Source organism: Streptomyces sp. NPDC054956, from assembly GCF_053609185.1.
Genome location: NZ_JBSGXB010000149.1, coordinates 1 through 17620, shown reverse-complemented (window position 1 = coordinate 17620; position 17620 = coordinate 1). Strand labels below are relative to the sequence as shown.

13 protein-coding genes are annotated in these 17620 nt (G+C 73.8%); 2 read left to right on the top strand and 11 right to left on the bottom strand.

Annotated elements, in window-relative coordinates; genetic code table 11:
• Nucleotides 1–183 precede the first annotated feature (183 nt).
• The 9 genes from ACWGDE_RS22555 to ACWGDE_RS22515 form a co-directional block, all read right to left on the bottom strand.
• Entirely contained in the window at nucleotides 184–654 is a 471-nt protein-coding gene (locus tag ACWGDE_RS22555) for a nucleoside 2-deoxyribosyltransferase domain-containing protein (protein ID WP_453390798.1), read from the bottom strand.
• The gene (locus tag ACWGDE_RS22550; RefSeq protein ID WP_453390797.1) at nucleotides 651–2849 is read right to left on the bottom strand and encodes a putative bifunctional diguanylate cyclase/phosphodiesterase; all 2199 of its coding nucleotides are present in this window, start codon (nucleotides 2847–2849) and stop codon (nucleotides 651–653) included. Before ACWGDE_RS22550 ends, ACWGDE_RS22555 begins: the two co-directional genes overlap by 4 nt.
• 450 nt (nucleotides 2850–3299) lie before the next feature.
• Entirely contained in the window at nucleotides 3300–5510 is a 2211-nt protein-coding gene (gene ligA, locus ACWGDE_RS22545; RefSeq protein ID WP_453390796.1) for an NAD-dependent DNA ligase LigA, read from the bottom strand.
• A 31-nt stretch (nucleotides 5511–5541) separates the two neighbouring features.
• On the bottom strand, nucleotides 5542–6531 hold the full coding sequence (locus tag ACWGDE_RS22540) for a methionine synthase (protein ID WP_453390795.1): 990 nt from the start codon (nucleotides 6529–6531) through the stop codon (nucleotides 5542–5544).
• Nucleotides 6528–7217 (bottom strand): SDR family oxidoreductase, encoded by a 690-nt coding sequence (locus tag ACWGDE_RS22535; protein WP_453390794.1) that lies wholly within the window; start codon nucleotides 7215–7217, stop codon nucleotides 6528–6530. Before ACWGDE_RS22535 ends, ACWGDE_RS22540 begins: the two co-directional genes overlap by 4 nt.
• Nucleotides 7218–7237: 20 nt before the next feature.
• Nucleotides 7238–8173, bottom strand: a complete 936-nt coding sequence (locus ACWGDE_RS22530; RefSeq protein WP_453390793.1) for a hypothetical protein — start codon at nucleotides 8171–8173, stop codon at nucleotides 7238–7240.
• Between the two features lie 12 nt (nucleotides 8174–8185).
• Nucleotides 8186–8530 (bottom strand): DUF1330 domain-containing protein, encoded by a 345-nt coding sequence (locus ACWGDE_RS22525; RefSeq protein ID WP_453390792.1) that lies wholly within the window; start codon nucleotides 8528–8530, stop codon nucleotides 8186–8188.
• A 121-nt stretch (nucleotides 8531–8651) separates the two neighbouring features.
• The gene (locus ACWGDE_RS22520; protein WP_453390791.1) at nucleotides 8652–12053 is read right to left on the bottom strand and encodes a S8 family peptidase; all 3402 of its coding nucleotides are present in this window, start codon (nucleotides 12051–12053) and stop codon (nucleotides 8652–8654) included.
• A 60-nt stretch (nucleotides 12054–12113) separates the two neighbouring features.
• Nucleotides 12114–13202, bottom strand: a complete 1089-nt coding sequence (locus ACWGDE_RS22515; protein WP_453390790.1) for a GlxA family transcriptional regulator — start codon at nucleotides 13200–13202, stop codon at nucleotides 12114–12116.
• A gap of 158 nt (nucleotides 13203–13360) precedes the next feature.
• Here ACWGDE_RS22515 and ACWGDE_RS22510 point away from each other — a divergent pair, with 158 nt between their 5' ends.
• Nucleotides 13361–14284, top strand: coding sequence for an NADP-dependent oxidoreductase (locus ACWGDE_RS22510; protein ID WP_453390789.1), 924 nt, complete (start codon nucleotides 13361–13363; stop codon nucleotides 14282–14284).
• Between the two features lie 5 nt (nucleotides 14285–14289).
• Here the strand turns inward: ACWGDE_RS22510 and mnmA are convergent, their stop codons facing one another.
• Nucleotides 14290–15423, bottom strand: coding sequence for a tRNA 2-thiouridine(34) synthase MnmA (gene mnmA / locus ACWGDE_RS22505; RefSeq protein WP_453390788.1), 1134 nt, complete (start codon nucleotides 15421–15423; stop codon nucleotides 14290–14292).
• Nucleotides 15424–15493: 70 nt separating this feature from the next.
• On the opposite strand from mnmA, the gene ACWGDE_RS22500 reads away from it, so the two are divergent.
• Nucleotides 15494–16207, top strand: coding sequence for an N-acetylmuramoyl-L-alanine amidase (locus ACWGDE_RS22500; RefSeq protein ID WP_453390787.1), 714 nt, complete (start codon nucleotides 15494–15496; stop codon nucleotides 16205–16207).
• Nucleotides 16208–16267: 60 nt separating this feature from the next.
• Here the strand turns inward: ACWGDE_RS22500 and ACWGDE_RS22495 are convergent, their stop codons facing one another.
• On the bottom strand, nucleotides 16268–17431 hold the full coding sequence (locus tag ACWGDE_RS22495; RefSeq protein WP_453390786.1) for a cysteine desulfurase family protein: 1164 nt from the start codon (nucleotides 17429–17431) through the stop codon (nucleotides 16268–16270).
• Nucleotides 17432–17620 lie beyond the last annotated feature (189 nt).

Below are 17620 nucleotides of genomic sequence, written 5' to 3'. Positions count from 1 at the left end.
GTCCCCGGGGCCCCCCCCCCGCCCCCCGCCCCCACACCCGCCGGCGGGGATCAAAGCGCCGCGCCCCCCAAAAAAACAGCCCGCCCGGCGTTTGAGGGCACGGGCGCGGAGCGCACGTACGGGTCCGGGCGGAGCCCGGTTTCGGGAAGGGGCGGGGTGGGGGAAGGCCCCGCAGGGCAGCCGTCAGACCAGGCCGGTCAGGAGGGTGTGGGCCCAGGACACCGTGTCAGGGAGGGTCGTGTGGACCGGGAGGCCGGGGCGGGCCAGGGCCAGCTGGGCCTGTACGTCCGCGCGCCGCGGGTAGTCCGGGTCCGCGCCGACGACCAGGCGGCGGCCCGGGGTGGCCGCCGCCGCCCCGAGCTCGTACAGGGTGATCGGCTGGACCGTCAGCGCAGCGTCACATGCCGGGAACCAGAACAGCGTCACGTCCGCCCGCAGCAGGTGCGCGTACTCCCACGCGATCTGGACGTCCGTCTGCGACGGGTCGGACACGTCGAAGTCCGCCCGGCGGGGGTTGAGGACCACGAACCGCGCCAGCGCGGCCGCCGCCCGCGGCTGCCACGCCGGACAGTGCGTGATCCCGCCCGCCAGGAACACCGACGGCGGATCGCCCGGCTCGGGCCGGTACTCCGCGGGTGCCTCGACGTACCTCACTGCGCCTGCGCGGCCGCGGCCTCCGCCGCCAGCTCCGCGGTGATGTCCGCCGGCCGCCGCCAGCCGCGCTCGCCGCGCGCCAGCAGCCAGGCCGTGGCCTCCTGCGGGGGCATCGCGGCGGCGACGAGCCAGCCCTGGACGGCGTCGCAGCCCAGATCGCGCAGCCGCTCCCAGGTCTCGTCGTCCTCCACGCCCTCCGCGACGACCAGCAGGCCGAGGGAGTGCGCGAGGTCCACCGTGCAGCGGACGATCTCCGCGTCCTGCGCGTCCACGGCGAGCCGGGCCACGAACGAGCGGTCGATCTTCAGCTCGCTGACGGGCAGCCGCCGCAGGTGGACCAGTGACGAGTAGCCGGTGCCGAAGTCGTCCAGGGACATCTTCACGCCGTGGCCGGTCAGCCCGGCCATGGTGTCCGCGGCCCGCTGCGGGTCCTCCAGCAGGACGTGTTCCGTTATTTCCAGCTGAAGGCCGCTCGCCGGGACCCCGTGCCGGGCGAGGCGCGCGGCCACCGCGCCGGCGAAGCCGGGGGTGTGGACGTCGCGCGGCGAGACGTTGACGGCGACCGGGACCTTGAGGCCCTGGGCCCGCCACCGGGCGACCTGCGCGAGCGCGGTCTCCAGTACGTACTCCGTCAGGTGCGGCATCAGGCCGGAGGTCTCGGCGATGGCGATGAACTCGTCCGGGGAGACCCGCCCGCGCTCCGGGTGCACCCACCGCACCAGCGCCTCGAGGCCGGCGACCTGGCCGTCGAAGCGGACCTTCGGCTGGTAGTGCAGTTCCACCTCGCCGGCGTCGAGGGCCCGCCGCAGGTCGCCCAGGAGGCCGAGCCGGTCGGGGGTGTTGCTGTCGCGCTTGGACTCGTAGACCTCGACGCCCGTGCGGTCCCGCTTCGCCTGGTACATGGCGACGTCGGCGCGGCGCAGCAGCCCCTCCGCGTCCAGCGCGTGGTCGGGGAAGACGGCGAGGCCGGCGCTGGCCTCCAGGACCAGGGTCAGTCCGTCCAGGTCGAGGGGTGAGCTGAGCTCGGCGACGAGGTTGCGGGCGACGCGCTGGGCGCTGGTGGTGGAGTCGGCGATGGGCAGCAGGACGGCGAACTCGTCGCCGCCGAGCCGGGCCGCCTCGGCGTCCTCGGGCAGCGCCTGGCGCAGCCGGTCCGCGATCTGCAGGAGCAGCCGGTCCCCGGCGAGGTGGCCGAGGGTGTCGTTGACCGCGCGGAAGCGGTCCAGGTCGATCAGCACCAGCGCGGAGCGGGTGCCCAAACGTTCAGCCTGGTCGAGCGCGCTCCAGGCCCGCTCCAGCAGCCACTGCCGGTTGGGCAGTCCGGTGAGCGGGTCCCGCAGCTGTTCCTCGGCCCGGGCGCGGGCGATCCACAGCGTGGAGTCCAGGGCGATCAGCGGTACGGCGAACAGCGGCAGCAGCACCGGCTGCGATTCGGCGACCACGCAGATCAGCGGCGCGATGCCGAGGAGGGCGACGGCCACGAGGGCCTGGCGCAGCAGCGCGGTGCGGGCGACGGTGGGCAGCCCCCCGCCGCGCGGCGCGAGCGCGAACCACAGCAGGATGCGGGTGACGAGCAGGTACGAGACGGCGACGAGGATGACCTCGGGGACCGCGTCGACCTCCCAGCTCGTGGGCTTCCAGGGGGTCTCGACGGACGGCGCCTCACCGAAGGCGGCGAGGACGAGGGCGCCCGCGCCGATGCCGAGGATGTCCGTGGAACCGTGCAGCAGGCCCTGGCGCCAGCGGTGCCGGCGGGCGGCTCCGACGAGGGTGACCACGGCGAGCGAGACCAGGCCCGCGGGGACCCATCCGTAGAGGATGAGGACGCCGAGGGTGAGGGCCGCGCCCGATCCGGTGCCGCCCCACCACCGGTCGCGCCCGAGGGCGACGAGGTGGCCGACGATGATGCCGGTGAGCAGCGCCAGCGCCCAGCCGACCGAGCCGCCGGGGAACAGGGCGTGACGGCTGGTCAGCGCGGTGACGATGCCGACGGCGAGCACCGCGGCGGCCAGACCCACGACGGCGAGGGGCAGCACGCGTCGACGCCGCTCCGCTCCGCCCGTGCCCGCCCCGGTGTCGAGCGGTCGGGATTCCGGTGTCCTGGAACCCAGGACACCGAGCCGGCCCGTCCGCCGCATGGACGGGAGTTCCCCGCCGAAATCTGGTGACGGGTCGGCGCTTTCGGTGGGTTTCATGCCCGTCCCTCTCACAGCCGGCGATGCCGATGTCACGCGATGGCCCCGATGTCATGCCATCACGGCTGGAAGCGCATCAAGCAGCCGTGCACGACAGGCGCACCCCTCAACAGTAGGACGCGGGAGGCACCCAGGGGCAGCGGTCGGCGGCGGTTGCCCGAATACGACCCAGCCATCCTCATCAGTACGGTATCCGCCGAACGGGTGAGTTTGGACCAGGACCCTCCCGTCACCCGTCCGATGATCCGACAGCTCAGGGCCCGCGACCAGCCATGTACCGGCCTCGGATCAGCCCTGTACCGGCCGTTCGGTCGAGGATCCCACCGCCGGCCGCGCCTGGCGTGCGCCCGCTCGTACGGCCGCACGCCACGCATCCGTTCGCCTTCGCCACTGCTCCGCAACGGTTCTGACGGGGCGGATCCCGGCGGATCCCGCCGGTCTCCGCCGGGCCTACTCCGCTGCGGCGGCGCCGTCCACCGGGAGCGCGGCCTCGCGCGCCGCGTCCGGGCCCTCCTCCAGCAGGACGGCGAATCCGGCGTCGTCGAGGACGTGGAGCTTCAGCTGCACGGCCTTGTCGTACTTGGAACCGGGGTTGTCGCCGACCACGACGAACGAGGTCTTCTTCGACACGGAGCCGGTGACCTTGGCGCCGAGGCGCTGCAGGGCCTCCTTCGCTCCGTCGCGGGTGTGGCTCTGCAAAGTGCCGGTGACGACGACGGTCAGCCCCTCCAGCGGGCGCGGACCCTCCTCCTCGCCGGAACCTTCCTCCTCCATCCGGACACCGGCCGCCCGCCACTTGCGCAGGATCTCCTGGTGCCAGTCCTCGGCGAACCATTCCTTGAGGGAGGCCGCGATGATCGCGCCGACCCCGTCGGTGGCGGCCAGTTCCTCCTCCGTCGCCTGTTCGATCCGCTCGATGGAGCGGAACTCGCGGGCGAGCGCCTCCGCCGCGACCGGGCCGACGTGCCGGATCGACAGTCCGTTGATGACGCGGGCGAGCGGACGCTCCTTGGCCGCCGCGATGTTCTCCAGCATCGACAGGGCGTTCTTCTTCGGCTCGCCCTTCTGGTTCGCGAAGACCGTGACGATCTTCTCCTCGCCCGTCTTCGGGTCCCGCTTGGGCAGGCCGCTGTCCGGGTCGAGCACGTACGCCTTGATGGGCAGCAGCTGTTCGATGGTGAGGTCGAAGAGGTCGCCCTCGTCGCGCAGCGGCGGCTCGGCCGGCTCCAGCGGGTGGGTGAGCGCGGCGGCGGCCACCGCGCCGAAGTTCTCGATGTCCAGGCACTGCCGGCCGCCGAGGTAGAACAGCCGCTCGCGCAACTGCGCCGGGCAGGTCTGCCCGTTGGGGCAGCGCAGGTCGATGTCGCCTTCCTTCATCGGCCGCAGCGGCGTCCCGCACTCGGGGCACTCGGCCGGCATCACGAACTCCCGCTCGCTGCCGTCCCGCAGGTCGGCCACCGGTCCGAGGATCTCGGGGATGACGTCGCCCGCCTTGCGCAGCACGACGGTGTCCCCGATGAGCACGCCCTTGGCCTTGACGACCTCCTGGTTGTGCAGCGTCGCGAACTCGACCTCGGAGCCCGCCACCGTCACCGGCTCCACCTGCGCGTACGGGGTCACGCGCCCGGTGCGGCCCACGCCGACCTTGATGTCGATCAGCTTGGTGTTGACCTCTTCGGGGGCGTACTTCCAGGCGATGGCCCAGCGCGGGGCGCGCGCCGTGGAGCCGAGCCGGCCCTGGAGGGCGATCTCGTCGAGCTTGACGACCACGCCGTCGATCTCGTGCTCCACCGAGTGCCGGTTCTCGCCGAAGTAGGCGATGAACTCGCGGACCTCGGCGAGCGAGGAGACCACCTTGTTGTGCTTGGCGGTGGGCAGCCCCCACTCGTGCAGCAGCTCGTACGCCTGCGACTGGTGCTCGATCTCGAAGCCGTCGCGGGCGCCGATGCCGTGCACCACCATGTGCAGCGGGCGGCTCGCGGTGACCTTGGGGTCCTTCTGGCGCAGCGAACCGGCCGCCGCGTTGCGCGGGTTGGCGAAGGGCTTGTCGCCCGCCTCGACCAGGCGGGCGTTGAGCTCCTCGAACTTCTCCATCGGGAAGAAGACCTCGCCGCGGATCTCGACCAGGGCCGGGATCCGGTCGCCCTTGAGGCGGTCCGGGATCTCGGCGATGGTGCGGACGTTGGGCGTGATGTCCTCGCCGGTGCGGCCGTCGCCGCGGGTGGCGGCGCGGGTCAGGCGGCCGTTCTCGTAGGTGAGGTTGACGGCGAGGCCGTCCACCTTCAGCTCACAGAGGTAGTGGTAGTCGGAGGTGTTGGCGTCGCGGGCCACGCGCTCGGCCCAGGCCGCCAGTTCCTCGTCGTCGAAGGCGTTGTCGAGGGAGAGCATGCGCTCGCGGTGCTCGACCGAGGCGAAGTCCGTCTGGTACGCCCCGGCCACCTTCTGGGTGGGCGAATCCGGCGTGCGCAGCTCCGGGTGCTCCTCCTCCAGCGCCTCCAGGGAGCGCAGCAGCTTGTCGAACTCGGCGTCGCTGACGACCGGCTGGTCGTTCACGTAGTACCGGAAGCGGTGCTCCTCGACCTGCTCGGCGAGCAGCGCGTGCTGCTCCCGCGCCGCCGCCGCTACGGCCGTGTCGCTGACCTGCTTCTGTTCGGCTGCCATGCCGTGTCCTCCCGTGGCCCGTCTCTATCCATCACTCAGGGTTGTCGGCGAGCGACCTCGCCGCCCTGACGCAGTGCGCCTGAACCGCGCGCGCGTAGGCGGGCGAAGCGCCCGCCAGTCCGCACGACGGAGTGACCACGACGGACTCCGCCAGAGTCCCCGGGGTCAGCCCCAGCCTGCGCCAAAGCTTCCTGACACCCATGACGCTACCGCCCGGGTCCGACAACGGGCCGTCGGTGCCGGGCACCACTCCGGCGAAGAGTTTCGTACCCGCTTCGACGGCTTCCCCGATGGCGTCATCCTCGCGCTCGGTGAGCAAGGAGAAATCGAACGACACGCCCGAGACCCCGGCTCGCCGCAGCAGCCCGAAGGGTACTTCGGGTGCGCAGGAGTGGACGACGACCTCGCCGTCGTGGACGGCGAACAGCTCGCGCAGCGTGCCCTCGACGACCTGCCGGTCGACGGCGCGGTAGGTGCGGTAGCCGCTGGCGGAGCGGACCCGCCCGAGCAGTACGGCCGTCAGCGAGGGCTCGTCGTACTGCAGCACGATCTCGGCGCCGGGGATGCGCTTCTGCACATCGGCCAGGTGCTCGCGGACGCCTTCGGCGAGGGAGCCGGCCAGGTCCCGGCAGGCGCCCGGGTCCTGGAGCATGGCCTCGCCGCCGTGCAGCTCCAGGGAGGCGGCCAGGGTCCACGGCCCGACGGCCTGGACCTTGAGCTTCCCCTCGTACCCCTGGGTGAACTCCTCGAGGGCGTCGAGGTCTTCGCCGAGCCAGGAGCGGGCGCGCTTGCTGTCGCGGCCGGGGCGGTCGCTGATCCGCCAGCCGCTCGGCTCCACGTGCGCGTACATGTCGACGAGCAGCCCGAGGGAGCGTCCGATCATGTCCGAGCCGGGTCCCCGGGCGGGCAGCTCGGCGAGGTACGGGAACTCCTCGAAGGACCCGGTGACGGTCTTGGCCGCCTCGCGGGCGTCGCCGCCGGGGAGCGAGCCGATGCCGGTGGCTCCGCCGCCGGCACTCATCGGCCGGGCCTGACGGACAGGTCGCTGACCACGGCGTCGCGGGGCAGGTCGACGGCCATCACGATGGTGGTCGCGACGGACTCGGGGTCGATCCAGTCGGCGGCGTCGTAGGACTCGCCCTCCTGCGAGCGGACCTTGGCCTGCATGGGGGTGGCGGTGCGGCCCGGGAAGACGGAGGTGACGCGGATGCCGTGTTCCTTCTCCTCGGCCCGCAGCGAGTCGGCGAGGGCCTTGAGGCCGTGCTTGGAGGCGGCGTACGCGCTCCAGTCGGCGTGGGCGGCGAGGCCGGCGCCGGAGTTCACGAAGACGACGGTCGCGTGGGAGGCGCGCAGGGTCGGCAGCAGCAGCCGGGTGACCTCGGCGGGGGCGATCAGGTTCACGTTGAGCTGCTGGTGCCAGGTCTTGGGGCGCAGCTCGCCCACCGGGCCGAGGTCGACGACGCCGGCGATGTGCAGGAGGGAGTCGATGCGCTCGGGGATGGGCTGCTTGGAGAAGGCCCACGACAGCCGGTCGGGGTCGGCGAGGTCTCCGACGAGCGCGCGGGAACCGGGGTAGCGGTCGGTGAGCTGCTTGCCGCGGGCGGCGTCGCGGGCGAGCAGGACGAGGTCGTCGCCGCGGGCGTGCAGGCGGTCGGCGACGGCTTTGCCGATGCCGGAGCCGGCGCCGGTGATCAGGTGAGTGGCCATACCGCCCATGCTCGCACCCGTCAGCCGCCGACAGCCCCGCGGTACGCCTCCTCGATCACCGCCCGGGCGGCGGCGGCCTGCGCGGCAGTGACGGGCGGGGGGTGACCGAGCCCGATCAGCGCACAGGGGGCGGCCCGGCTGTCGGCGTCCGGCCCCGCGTACCGCCTCAGGGCGTCGTCCCGTACGCCGGCCAGCGCGGCGGCGCGGTCCGGTACGGGCGGGGTGAAGAGGCCGCCCGAGGCCAGGGCGTGCTCGGACCAGCGGTCCGCCCAGAACTCCACGGTCCAGCCGGGCCAGCGCCCGGCCACCTCCTCGGCGTGCACCTGGGCGCCGGTGAGCCACCAGCCGACCCGGCGGTGTTCCGGGTCGACGTGGATCCCGGCCTCGGCGTACCCGCGGTGGGAGGTGTGGCGGGGTAGGTCGAGGAGCCGGTCGAGGAGGTCGGGTCCCTCGGTGGCCGGGTGGTCTTCGCCGCATTCGAGCACGTGACAGCGGTCCGGACCGATGGTGACCACGGCGACCGACGGATCGGCCCCGGTCGTCGCGGGACAGCCGAACGCACCGATCGGACCGCTCCGGTCGTCCGCCGGATCCAGTCCGAGGTAGCTGCGCAGACCGGTCTGCCCGTCGTACGCCCAGCGCACCTCCCAGCCGGGCCAGGCGCCCCGCAGGAGGGCGAGGGCGGCGGCGCGCGTGGGCGCCGAGGCGGACGGCGCGTCCCACGCGAAGGTCAGCAGGAGCTTGCGGTCCGGGTCCACCACGACGCCCCCGTGGACCTGCTCGTCGTCGAACCAGGGGTCGGACCCGCCGGTGGGGCCGCCGGCGGGGCCGCTCAGCAGCGGCAGCAGGACGTCCGGACCGGCCATCAGGTCGAGGTCCAGGCCGAGAGCGCCCCACTCGCCCCTGATGTGCCGATACCCCTGCGGGCCCCCGAACGCGTAAGCGACGTAATACATCGGATCAGTAGATCAGAGGCCCGCGGCCTCGCGCAGGGCTGCTGCGGTCTTCGAGGCGTCGTAATCCGCGGGGACGCCGTCGACCAGGATGATGTCCCCCGCGATGTGGTCCGCGCGGAGCGGGATCAGCGCCTGGTACGCCTCCGACGCGTACCAGCCGCGGGCCTCGTCCAGGTCCGGGAAGGCGATCACCACGATCGTGCCGGGCCAGCTGCCCTCCATGACCTCCACCTGCCGGCCGTGGACGAGGAACCGGCCCCCGAAGGGGTCCATGGTGGCCTGGATCTCCTCGATGTAGCGGAGGATGTCCTCGTTCATGGTCTCGGGGCGTATGTGGCCGATGGCGTAAGCGGTCATGTCGTTGTCCTCATCTTCCTTGCGGGATCGGCTTGTTGATCCGATCCTGCCCGCCGGTGACCCCGAAGGCGATTACCTCCGGGGTCATCGGCGTCCGCGCGCCGCCGTCAGCGCGCCGCCGTCAGCCCGCCAGGTACGCGCGGATGACGGTCACCTCCGCCCTGTTGCCGGCCGCGTCGGTCACGGCGCCCCGCAGGGAGACCGTCCCGCCCTTGGCCGGGGTCCTCACGGAGACCTTGCCGTCCTTCACCCGCAGCTGCTGCCAGGTGCGGCCCTCGTCGTACGAGACCTGCGCCCGCGGGGAGCCGTGGGCCCGGTCCGCGGCCGCCGGGCCCTGCACGGCCACCGGGAAGGTGACCGTGCGACCGGCCGGCAGGGTGCCGTCCAGCGCCGGGCGGGCGTCGAAGCGGACCACCGAGACGGGGAGCGCGACCGCTCCGGTGGTCTCCTTCGAGCGGAACCACCAGGTCGCCGTGGTCTCGGAGGAGGTCCCGGAGAGCTCCGGGCGCAGCCGGGCGGTCGTGGTCAGCTCGTACGCGGCTTCGTCCGCGGCGACCTTGAACGGATCGCTCGACTCCAGCGGCGACTCGCTGCGGGCCACCTCCACGCCGTCGCGGAGCAGGACCGTGCTGCCGGTGGCCCCGTAGAACCCGCCGACGTGGTTCGATCCGTCCGCCAGCAGCGGTACGGAGCCGGAGATCGTGTTGCCCTCGCGGGAGACCCCGTGCCCGGCGTCCACGCGGGGCGCGAAGACCGCGGTGCCGAAGCGTTCGCGGTAGGTGCGGCCGCCCGTGAACACCCGGCCGCTCTCCGCCGCGTACGTCGATTCCTCCAGCGGGAAGCCGTTCCCGTCCCGGCCCGAGTTCTGGGTCCAGGACAGGTCCCACGTCACGGCGTCGACGGTCGACAGGTACACGGTGGCCGTGGCCGGCAGCGGCCGCGGGATCCCCATCGAGGACGAGGAACGGCCTCCCGGGAGGTTGCCGAGCGCGGTGATCAAGCCCTGCTTGCCCGGCGCCGAGCCGCCCTGGCCGACCTCGAGGGCCGCCAGGTCGCGGGCCTTCAGGTGCCGGGTGTAGCCGGTGGCGAGGCTCCGTACCGGGCCGCCCAGGACGGCGTGGTATTCCGCCGAGGCGCCGTCCTGCCAGTGCACGTCCCACTGCTGGCTGAGCGCGCCGGCCTCGGACCGCGGTCCCAGGTGGCGGGTGCGGAACCCGGTGAGCGAGTCGAGCCAGAAGCCGAAGCTGTACTCCGTGCCGCCCTCGCGCAGGACGTACGTCGGCATGACGAACTGGGCCTGGGCCGTCGTCGACGGGACCGTAACGTCCACGGGCCGGGTGGTGCGCGCGTCGAGCGTCAGCGTGGTGTCACCGGTGATGTCGAGCTGGGGCTGGACGATCCAGTCGGCGCCCTTGGTGAGGTCCAGCGGATCGACGACGAGGGAGGCGTCGAGCAGGTAACCGCCCTTGGGGACGCGCAGGGTGACGGTGCCGGAGGCGTCGTACGCCTCGAAGCGGCGGGAGACCGCACCGCCCTTGGTGCCCTGGACGGTGGTGCTGTAGTCCTTGGCCGGCTTCCCGTCGCGGCCGATGTGCCGCAGCGTCAGGTCGTAGGACTCCAGCTCGCGTTCGGCGATGGCGGCCGTGCGCACGCTCTGGGTGCCGCCGCTGCCGCCGGCCGCGGTGGCGGTCGCGGTCGCGTACGCGCTGTACAGGCCGTCCACCGTCCCGCCGAGGCGGGTGTCCACGGTCAGCGAGGTCTCGGCGGTGCCGCCCGCCGGGACGGTGAGCTGCCGCGCGCCGAGGGCGAAGAAACCTTCCGGCGCGGGCTTGCCGTCGGGGCCGGCGCCGGCGACGGAGAGGTCGAGGGTGACGGGTGCGTCACCGAGGTTGCGGTAGGTGATCTTCCGCGACTGCGGGGTGTCGTCCGCGTGCGGCCAGCGCTGCGTGTCGAAGGTCAGCGGCCCCTCCTGGGCGACCACGCTCTGGCCCAGCGCGCCGTCGGCGGCGATCCGGCCGGTGCCCTGCTGGTACGGGGTGTACGCCGCGCCCTTGGCGGAGGCGGTCAGCGCGCTCTTGAGCTCGGCGCCCTTCCAGGCCGGGTGCTGCTGCTTGAGCAGGGCGGCGGCCCCCGCCACGTGCGGGGTGGCCATGGAGGTGCCGGAGATGGTCAGGTACCCGGCCGGGTTCTGGCCCTCCTCGCGGTCGATGACGCTGCCGGGGGCGGCGGCCGCGGTGATGTCGACGCCGGGTGCGGTGACGTCCGGTTTCACGCCGCCGCCGACGCGCGGGCCGGTCCCGGAGAAGGGAGCGAGGGCGTCGGCGTCGTCCACGGCGCCGACGGTGAGCGCGGAGCTCGCGCTGCCCGGGGAGTCGATGGTGCCGGGGCCGCGGCGGCCCCTGTTGCCGGCCGCGACGGCGAACAGCACGCCCTTCTCGGCGCTGAGCTTGTCGACGGCCGCTTCGACGGGGTCGAGCTGGGCGGTGTCGGGGGCGCCGAGGCTGAGGTTGACGATGTCGGCGCCCTGGGCGACGGCCCATTCCATGCCGGCGAGGATCCCGGAGTCGCTGCCGGAGCCCCCGTCGTCGAGGACCTTGCCGTTCAGGAGCTTCGCGCCGGGCGCGACCCCCTTGAAGGCGCCGGCCGAGCGGGCGCCCGTACCGGCGGCGATGGAGGCGACGTGCGTGCCGTGGCCGAAGCGGTCCCGCGTGTCCGTGGCCCTGGAGAAGTTCTGTTCGGCGACGACCTGGCCCGCGAGGTCGGCGTGGGTGACGTCGATGCCGGTGTCGAGGACGGCGATCTTCACGCCGGTGCCGTCGTACCCGGCGGCCCAGGCCTTGTCGGCGCCGATCTGCCGGGTGCTCTTGTCGAGGCTGGCGCTGCGTACGGTGTCGAGCCAGACGGTGGCGATCCCGGGGGCGGCGGCGCGGCCGCCGGTGTCGCGGTCGGTGAGCGCCTCCCAGAGGGCGGCGGCGTCCCCGGGGGCCGCGCTGACGGCCTCTGCGCCGAGGGTGGGGTAGGTCCGCGTGACCTCGAGGCCGTCGGCGGCGCGCAGGGCGGACCGGGCTGCGGGGGCGGAGCCGCCCTCGTAGCCGACGATCAACTGGAGCCGGCCGGAGCGGTGCTCCTGGTACTCGGGGCGGGCGAGCTCGGTGACGTCGAAGAGGCGGGCGTCGAGCTTCCCGGAGCGGATGAGGGGCAGGGCGTCGTAGGGCAGGACGCTGGTGTGGCCGTTCTCCCGGCGCAGCGAGAACGGTATGTGCTCGCGGCCCTCGGCGCGTTCGAGGGCGACGGGTTCGCCTCCGGCGCCGAGGACGACGCGGTCACCGGTGACGAGGGTGACGCGGGCGGTCCGGGCCGGGCCCGATCCCGTGGCGTTCGCGGACCGGGCCGATTGCGCGGCCGGGGAGCCCGGTAAGGACGTTGCCGCCGCGGCCGGGGTGGTCAGCCCCGCCGCGAGCGCGAGAGCGGCGGCCGCGGCGACCGAAGCCGCTGCCCCCGCCCTGCCGTGATGGTTGCGCACGTGGTTCCCCCTGAGAGACGAGTGCGGAACCACGCAGTATGCCGATGAGGTGACGGACCATCAATGGTGCGTAGGAATATAGGAGTTGGGCTGGAAGGTGCGCCGGTAGGCGATCGGCGAGACACCCAGGGCGGTCCGCATGTGCTGGCGCAGGGAGTTGGCGGAACCGAAGCCCGACCGGTGGGCGACCAGGTCGACCGGCAGGTCGCTGGACTCCAGCAACTGGCGTGCCACTTCGAGGCGTTGGGCGGTGAGCCACTGGACCGGGGTCATGCCCACCTCGTCGCGGAACCTCCGGGTGAAGGTGCGCAGGCTCATCCGGGCGTGGGCCGCCAGCTCGCCCAGCGTGACCGGCTCGGCGAGGCGCTCCAGGGCCCAGGCGCGGGTGGCGGTGGTGGTGGCGACCGTGGGCTCGGGGACCGGGCGGTCGATGTACTGGGCCTGCCCGCCGTCCCGCCAGGGCGGCACGACGCACATGCGGGCGGCCCGGTTGGTGACGGCCGCGCCGTGGTCCCGGCGGATCAGGTGCAGGCACAGGTCGACGCCGGCGGAGACCCCGGCGGAGGTCAGGACGTCGCCGTCGTCGACGAAGAGGACGTCCTCGTCGATGCGGACCCTGGGGTAGGCGCGGCGGAATTCGAGGGCGAGGTTCCAGTGCGTCGTCGCGGGGCGGCCGTCGAGCAGTCCCGCGGCGGCGAGCACGTAGGAGCCGGAGCAGATGGAGACCAGGCGGGTGCCCGGGCGGATGCCCGCGATGGCGGCGGCCACCTCGGGCGGCAGCGGACCGCCGCGGGCCAGCTCGGGCATGGCGTGGGTGGGCGGAACGATCACCGTGTCGGCGGCGGCCAGGGCCTCGGGCCCGGCGGCGGGCTGGAGCACGAAGCCGGAGTCGCTGGGGACGGGGCCGCCGTCGGCGGTGCAGACGACGACCTCGTACAGGGCCTCGCCGGACTCGTCCACGGCGCTGCCGAAGACCCGGGAGGGGATCCCCAGCTCGAACGGCGGGAATCCGGGCAGGGCGAGCACCGCCACCAGGTGCCGGCCGCCCTCACCGCTCCCCCGGCCGGTCCCGCCGGGCACCCCGGGCACCCCGGGCGTCCCGGGCGTCCCGGCGGGCGGTGGCGTCCGTTCCGCATGCGTCTCGCTCATGGCCAAATCCTGTCACATGGTGGCCAGACGGCCAACACCGTCGGATGTCGCGGTGGCGGAATCTGGGACACGTCACCGGGGAACACTCCGGTTTCGGAGCAGTCGGACGTATCAGTCGGACGTGTTCGGCACAGCCGGACGGATTGAGGAGAACAGACATGCGCGCGATGGTCGTGAGCGAGTGGGGCGGCCCCGAGACCCTGGTCGAGCGGGAGATCGAGCGGCCCGAGCCGGGCCTGAACGAGATCCTGGTACGCGTCCACGCCGCCGGGGTGAACCCGGTCGACTGGAAGACCCGGGCCAGCGGCGCCCTGATCGCCTGGGGCGAGGTCCCGATCGTGGGCTGGGACGTCTCCGGCACCGTCGAGGCGGTCGGCCCCGGCGTGACCCTGTACCGCCCGGGCGACGAGGTGTACGGGATGCCGAGCTTCCCCCGCCAGGCCGGCGGCTACGCCGAGTACGTGGTGGGGGCGGCCCGGCACTTCGCCCCGAAGCCCGCCTCCCTCGACCACGTACAGGCGGCCGCCCTGCCCCTGGCGGCGCTGACCGCCTGGCAGGCCCTGGTGGACACGGCCGCGGTCGCCCCCGGGCAGCGGGTGCTGATCCACGCGGCGGCGGGCGGCGTCGGCCACCTGGCGGTGCAGATCGCCAAGGCGCGCGGCGCGTACGTCATCGGCACCGCGAGCGCGCCCAAGCACGGCCTGCTGCGCGAGCTGGGCGCCGACGAGCTGATCGACTACCGCTCGGCCGACTTCGCCGAGGCGGTCGCGGACGTGGACGTGGTGATCGACTCCCTCGGCGGGGAGGCCGGCGAGCGCTCGCTGAAGGTCCTCAAGCCCGGCGGGCACCTGGTGACCCTGCCCTCCCCGGACGACGTACCGGCGGGCGCGGAGGGCGTCCGCACCGGCTGGACCCTGGTCGAGCCGGACTTCCGGGGCCTGGTCGAGATCGCGTCCCTGGTGGAGGAGGGCCGGCTGCGCCCGGTCGTCGAGGCGGTCCTGCCGCTGGCCGAGGCCGCGAAGGCCCACGAGCTCGGCGAGCGCGGACGGACCACCGGCAAGATCGTCCTGACGGTGGCCTGACCCGGTCAGACGGCGGCGGTGGCCCGGGTGGTCGTGGCGATGGTGGCGGAGCCGACCACGCGGGTGCCGTCGTACAGGACGATCGCCTGGCCGGGGGCGACCCCGCGGACGGGCTCGGTGAAGGAGACGCGCAGCTCGCCGTCCACGACCTCGGCGAAGACCTCGGTCTCGCCGCCGTGGGCGCGCAGCTGCGCGGTGTACGTCCCCGGGGCGGCGGCCACGGCTCCGCACCAGCGGGGGCGGATCGCGGTCAGCGCGGAAACGTCGAGCGCCTCGACCGGTCCCACCGTGACGGTGTTGTTCACCGGGGAGATGTCGAGGACGTAGCGCGGCTTGCCGTCGGGGGCCGGGTGGCCGATCCGCAGGCCCTTGCGCTGGCCGATGGTGAAGCCGAAGGCGCCCTCGTGGGTGCCGACCTTCTCGCCGGTGGCCTCGTCGACGATGTCGCCCTCGGCCTTGCCGAGGCGGTTCGCCAGGAAGCCCTGGGTGTCGCCGTCGGCGATGAAGCAGATGTCGTGGCTGTCGGGCTTCTTCGCGACGGCCAGGCCCCGCTCCTCCGCCTCGGCGCGGATCTCTTCCTTGGTGGTGAGGGTGTCGCCGAGCGGGAAGAGCGCGTGCGCGAGCTGCTTCTCGTCGAGGACGCCGAGGACGTACGACTGGTCCTTGGCCATGTCGGAGGCGCGGTGCAGCTCGCGGGTGCCGTCCTCGTTCAGGACGACGGTGGCGTAGTGGCCGGTGCAGACGGCGTCGAAGCCGAGGGCGAGCGCCTTGTCGAGCAGCGCCGCGAACTTGATCTTCTCGTTGCAGCGCAGGCAGGGGTTCGGGGTGCGCCCGGCCTCGTACTCGGAGATGAAGTCCTCGACGACGTCCTCGCGGAAGCGTTCGGCGAGGTCCCAGACGTAGAAGGGGATGCCGATGACGTCGGCCGCGCGGCGGGCGTCGCGGGAGTCCTCGATCGTGCAGCAGCCGCGGGCACCGGTCCGGAAGGACTGCGGGTTCGCGGAGAGCGCGAGGTGGACGCCGGTCACGTCGTGCCCGGCTTCGACGGCGCGGGCGGCGGCGACGGCGGAGTCCACTCCGCCGGACATGGCGGCCAGGACGCGGAGGGGGCGGGGGCTGCTCGGCAGGTTCTCAGTCATAGCACCGTCCAGGGTACGGGGGAACCGGGCGGGGTCACAGCGCGTTATCGGTGACAGGGGGTGGATCATCATGGGGAGCAAGCGCGACAAGGGCGGTACGGGGGCCAAGGGGACCGCGGGCGCCAAGGGAGCCGCGGGGGCCGGGCGGCCGGGGCGGACCCGCAGGGCGGTGCTGTTCGGCGGGCTCGGGGTCCTGGGGGTGGCGGCGGTCGCCGGGCGCGAGGAGCTCCGGCAGGCCTGGTGGCTGGTACCGGGGGTGTCCCATCCGCGTCAGGACGGGGAGCTGGACCACCCGGGGGCGACGTGGACGGCGGCCTCGCCGGCGAACTGGCGGCTGGCGGACCGGCCCGACGACTACCGGGTGGACCGGATCGTCGTGCATGTCACACAGGGCGGCTTCGCCTCCTCGGTGGACGCGTTCAAGAATCCGTTCCACCGGGCCTCGGCGCACTACATAGTCGACCAGGACGGTCACATAGAGCAGATGGTGCGCGAGCTCGACGTCGCCTTCCACTCCGGCAGCCGCTCGATGAACGAGCGCAGCGTCGGCATCGAGCACGTCGGGTACGTGGACCGGCCGCAGGACTTCACGGACGCGATGTACGCGGCTTCGGCGAAGCTCGCCGCCGGCATCTGCCGCAGGTACGGCATACCCGCCGACCGCAAACACGTCCTCGGGCACTCCGAGGTCCCGGGCGCCGACCACACGGACCCGGGCCCCCACTGGGACTGGGACCGCTACATCCGCATGCTCGGCGAGGCCGGGGCGGCGAGCGTCGGCTAGGCCGTCCGCCGCCCGGGCCGCCCCGGCCCGGGCCGTCCGGGCCGGGCCGCCCGGGCCGTCCTAGCTGAGGCCGGCCGTACGGGCGCGGGCCACGGCCGGGCCGATGGCGGCGGCGACCGCGTCGACGTCGGCCTTGGTGGAGGTGTGGCCCAGCGAGAACCGCAGGGTGCCGCGGGCGAGCTGCGGGTCGGTGCCGGTGGCCAGCAGGACGTGGCTGGGCTGCGCCACGCCCGCCGTGCAGGCGGAGCCGGTGGAGCACTCGATGCCCTGGGCGTCGAGCAGGAGCAGCAGGGAGTCCCCCTCGCAGCCGGGGAAGCTGAAGTGGGCGTTGGCGGGGAGACGGTCCACGGGGTCGCCGCCGAGGACCGCGTCGGGGACCTCGCGGAGCACCGCGGCGACGAGCTCGTCGCGCAGGGCGCCGATCTCCTCGGTGAACCGCTCGCGCCGCTCCGCGGCGAGGACGGCCGCCACGGCGAAGGCAGCGACGGCCGGCACGTCTAGGGTGCCGGAGCGGACGTGCCGCTCCTGGCCGCCGCCGTGCAGTACGGGTACGGGGCTCTGGTCGCGCCCGAGCAGCAGCGCGCCGATGCCGTACGGTCCGCCGACCTTGTGGCCGCTGACGGTCATCGCGGCGAGCGCGCTGTCGCCGAAGCGGACGTCGAGCTGGCCGAAGGCCTGGACGGCGTCGGAGTGCAGCGGGATGCCGTACTCGGCCGCCACGGCGGCCAGTTCGGCCACCGGCATGACGGTGCCGATCTCGTTGTTGGCCCACATGACGGTGGCGAGGGCGATGTCGTCGGGGTTCCGCTCGATCGCCTCGCGGAACTCCTGCGGGTGCACGCGCCCGTAGCGGTCCACGGGCAGGTACTCGACCCGGGCGCCCTCGTGCTCGGCGAGCCAGTGCACGGCGTCGAGGACGGCGTGGTGCTCGACGGGGCTGGCGAGGACGCGGGTCCGGGCGGGGTCGGCGTCGCGTCGGGCCCAGTAGAGCCCCTTGACGGCGAGGTTGTCGGCCTCCGTACCGCCCGCGGTGAAGACCACCTCGCTCGGCCGGGACCCGAGCGCCTCGGCGAGGGCCTCGCGGGCCTCCTCGACGGTGCGGCGGGCGCGGCGGCCGGCGGCGTGCAGGGAGGAGGCGTTGCCAGTGACGGCGAACTGCGCGGTCATCGCCGCGGCGGCCTCCGGAAGCATCGGAGTGGTGGCGGCGTGGTCGAGGTAGGCCATGATCCCCCGATTCTACGAGTCCCCCACACCCCCAATCCCCAGCCGGTCCCGCCCGAACCCTCCGGACGGGACCCCGCGCGTCCGGGGCTGGCCGAATCCAGCCCCGCCGGCGTTTGAGGCGCGGGGGTCCGGGGGCCGGCCCCCGGCAGCGGCGCCGCGGACGGCAACGGGTCCGGGGCGGAGCCCCGG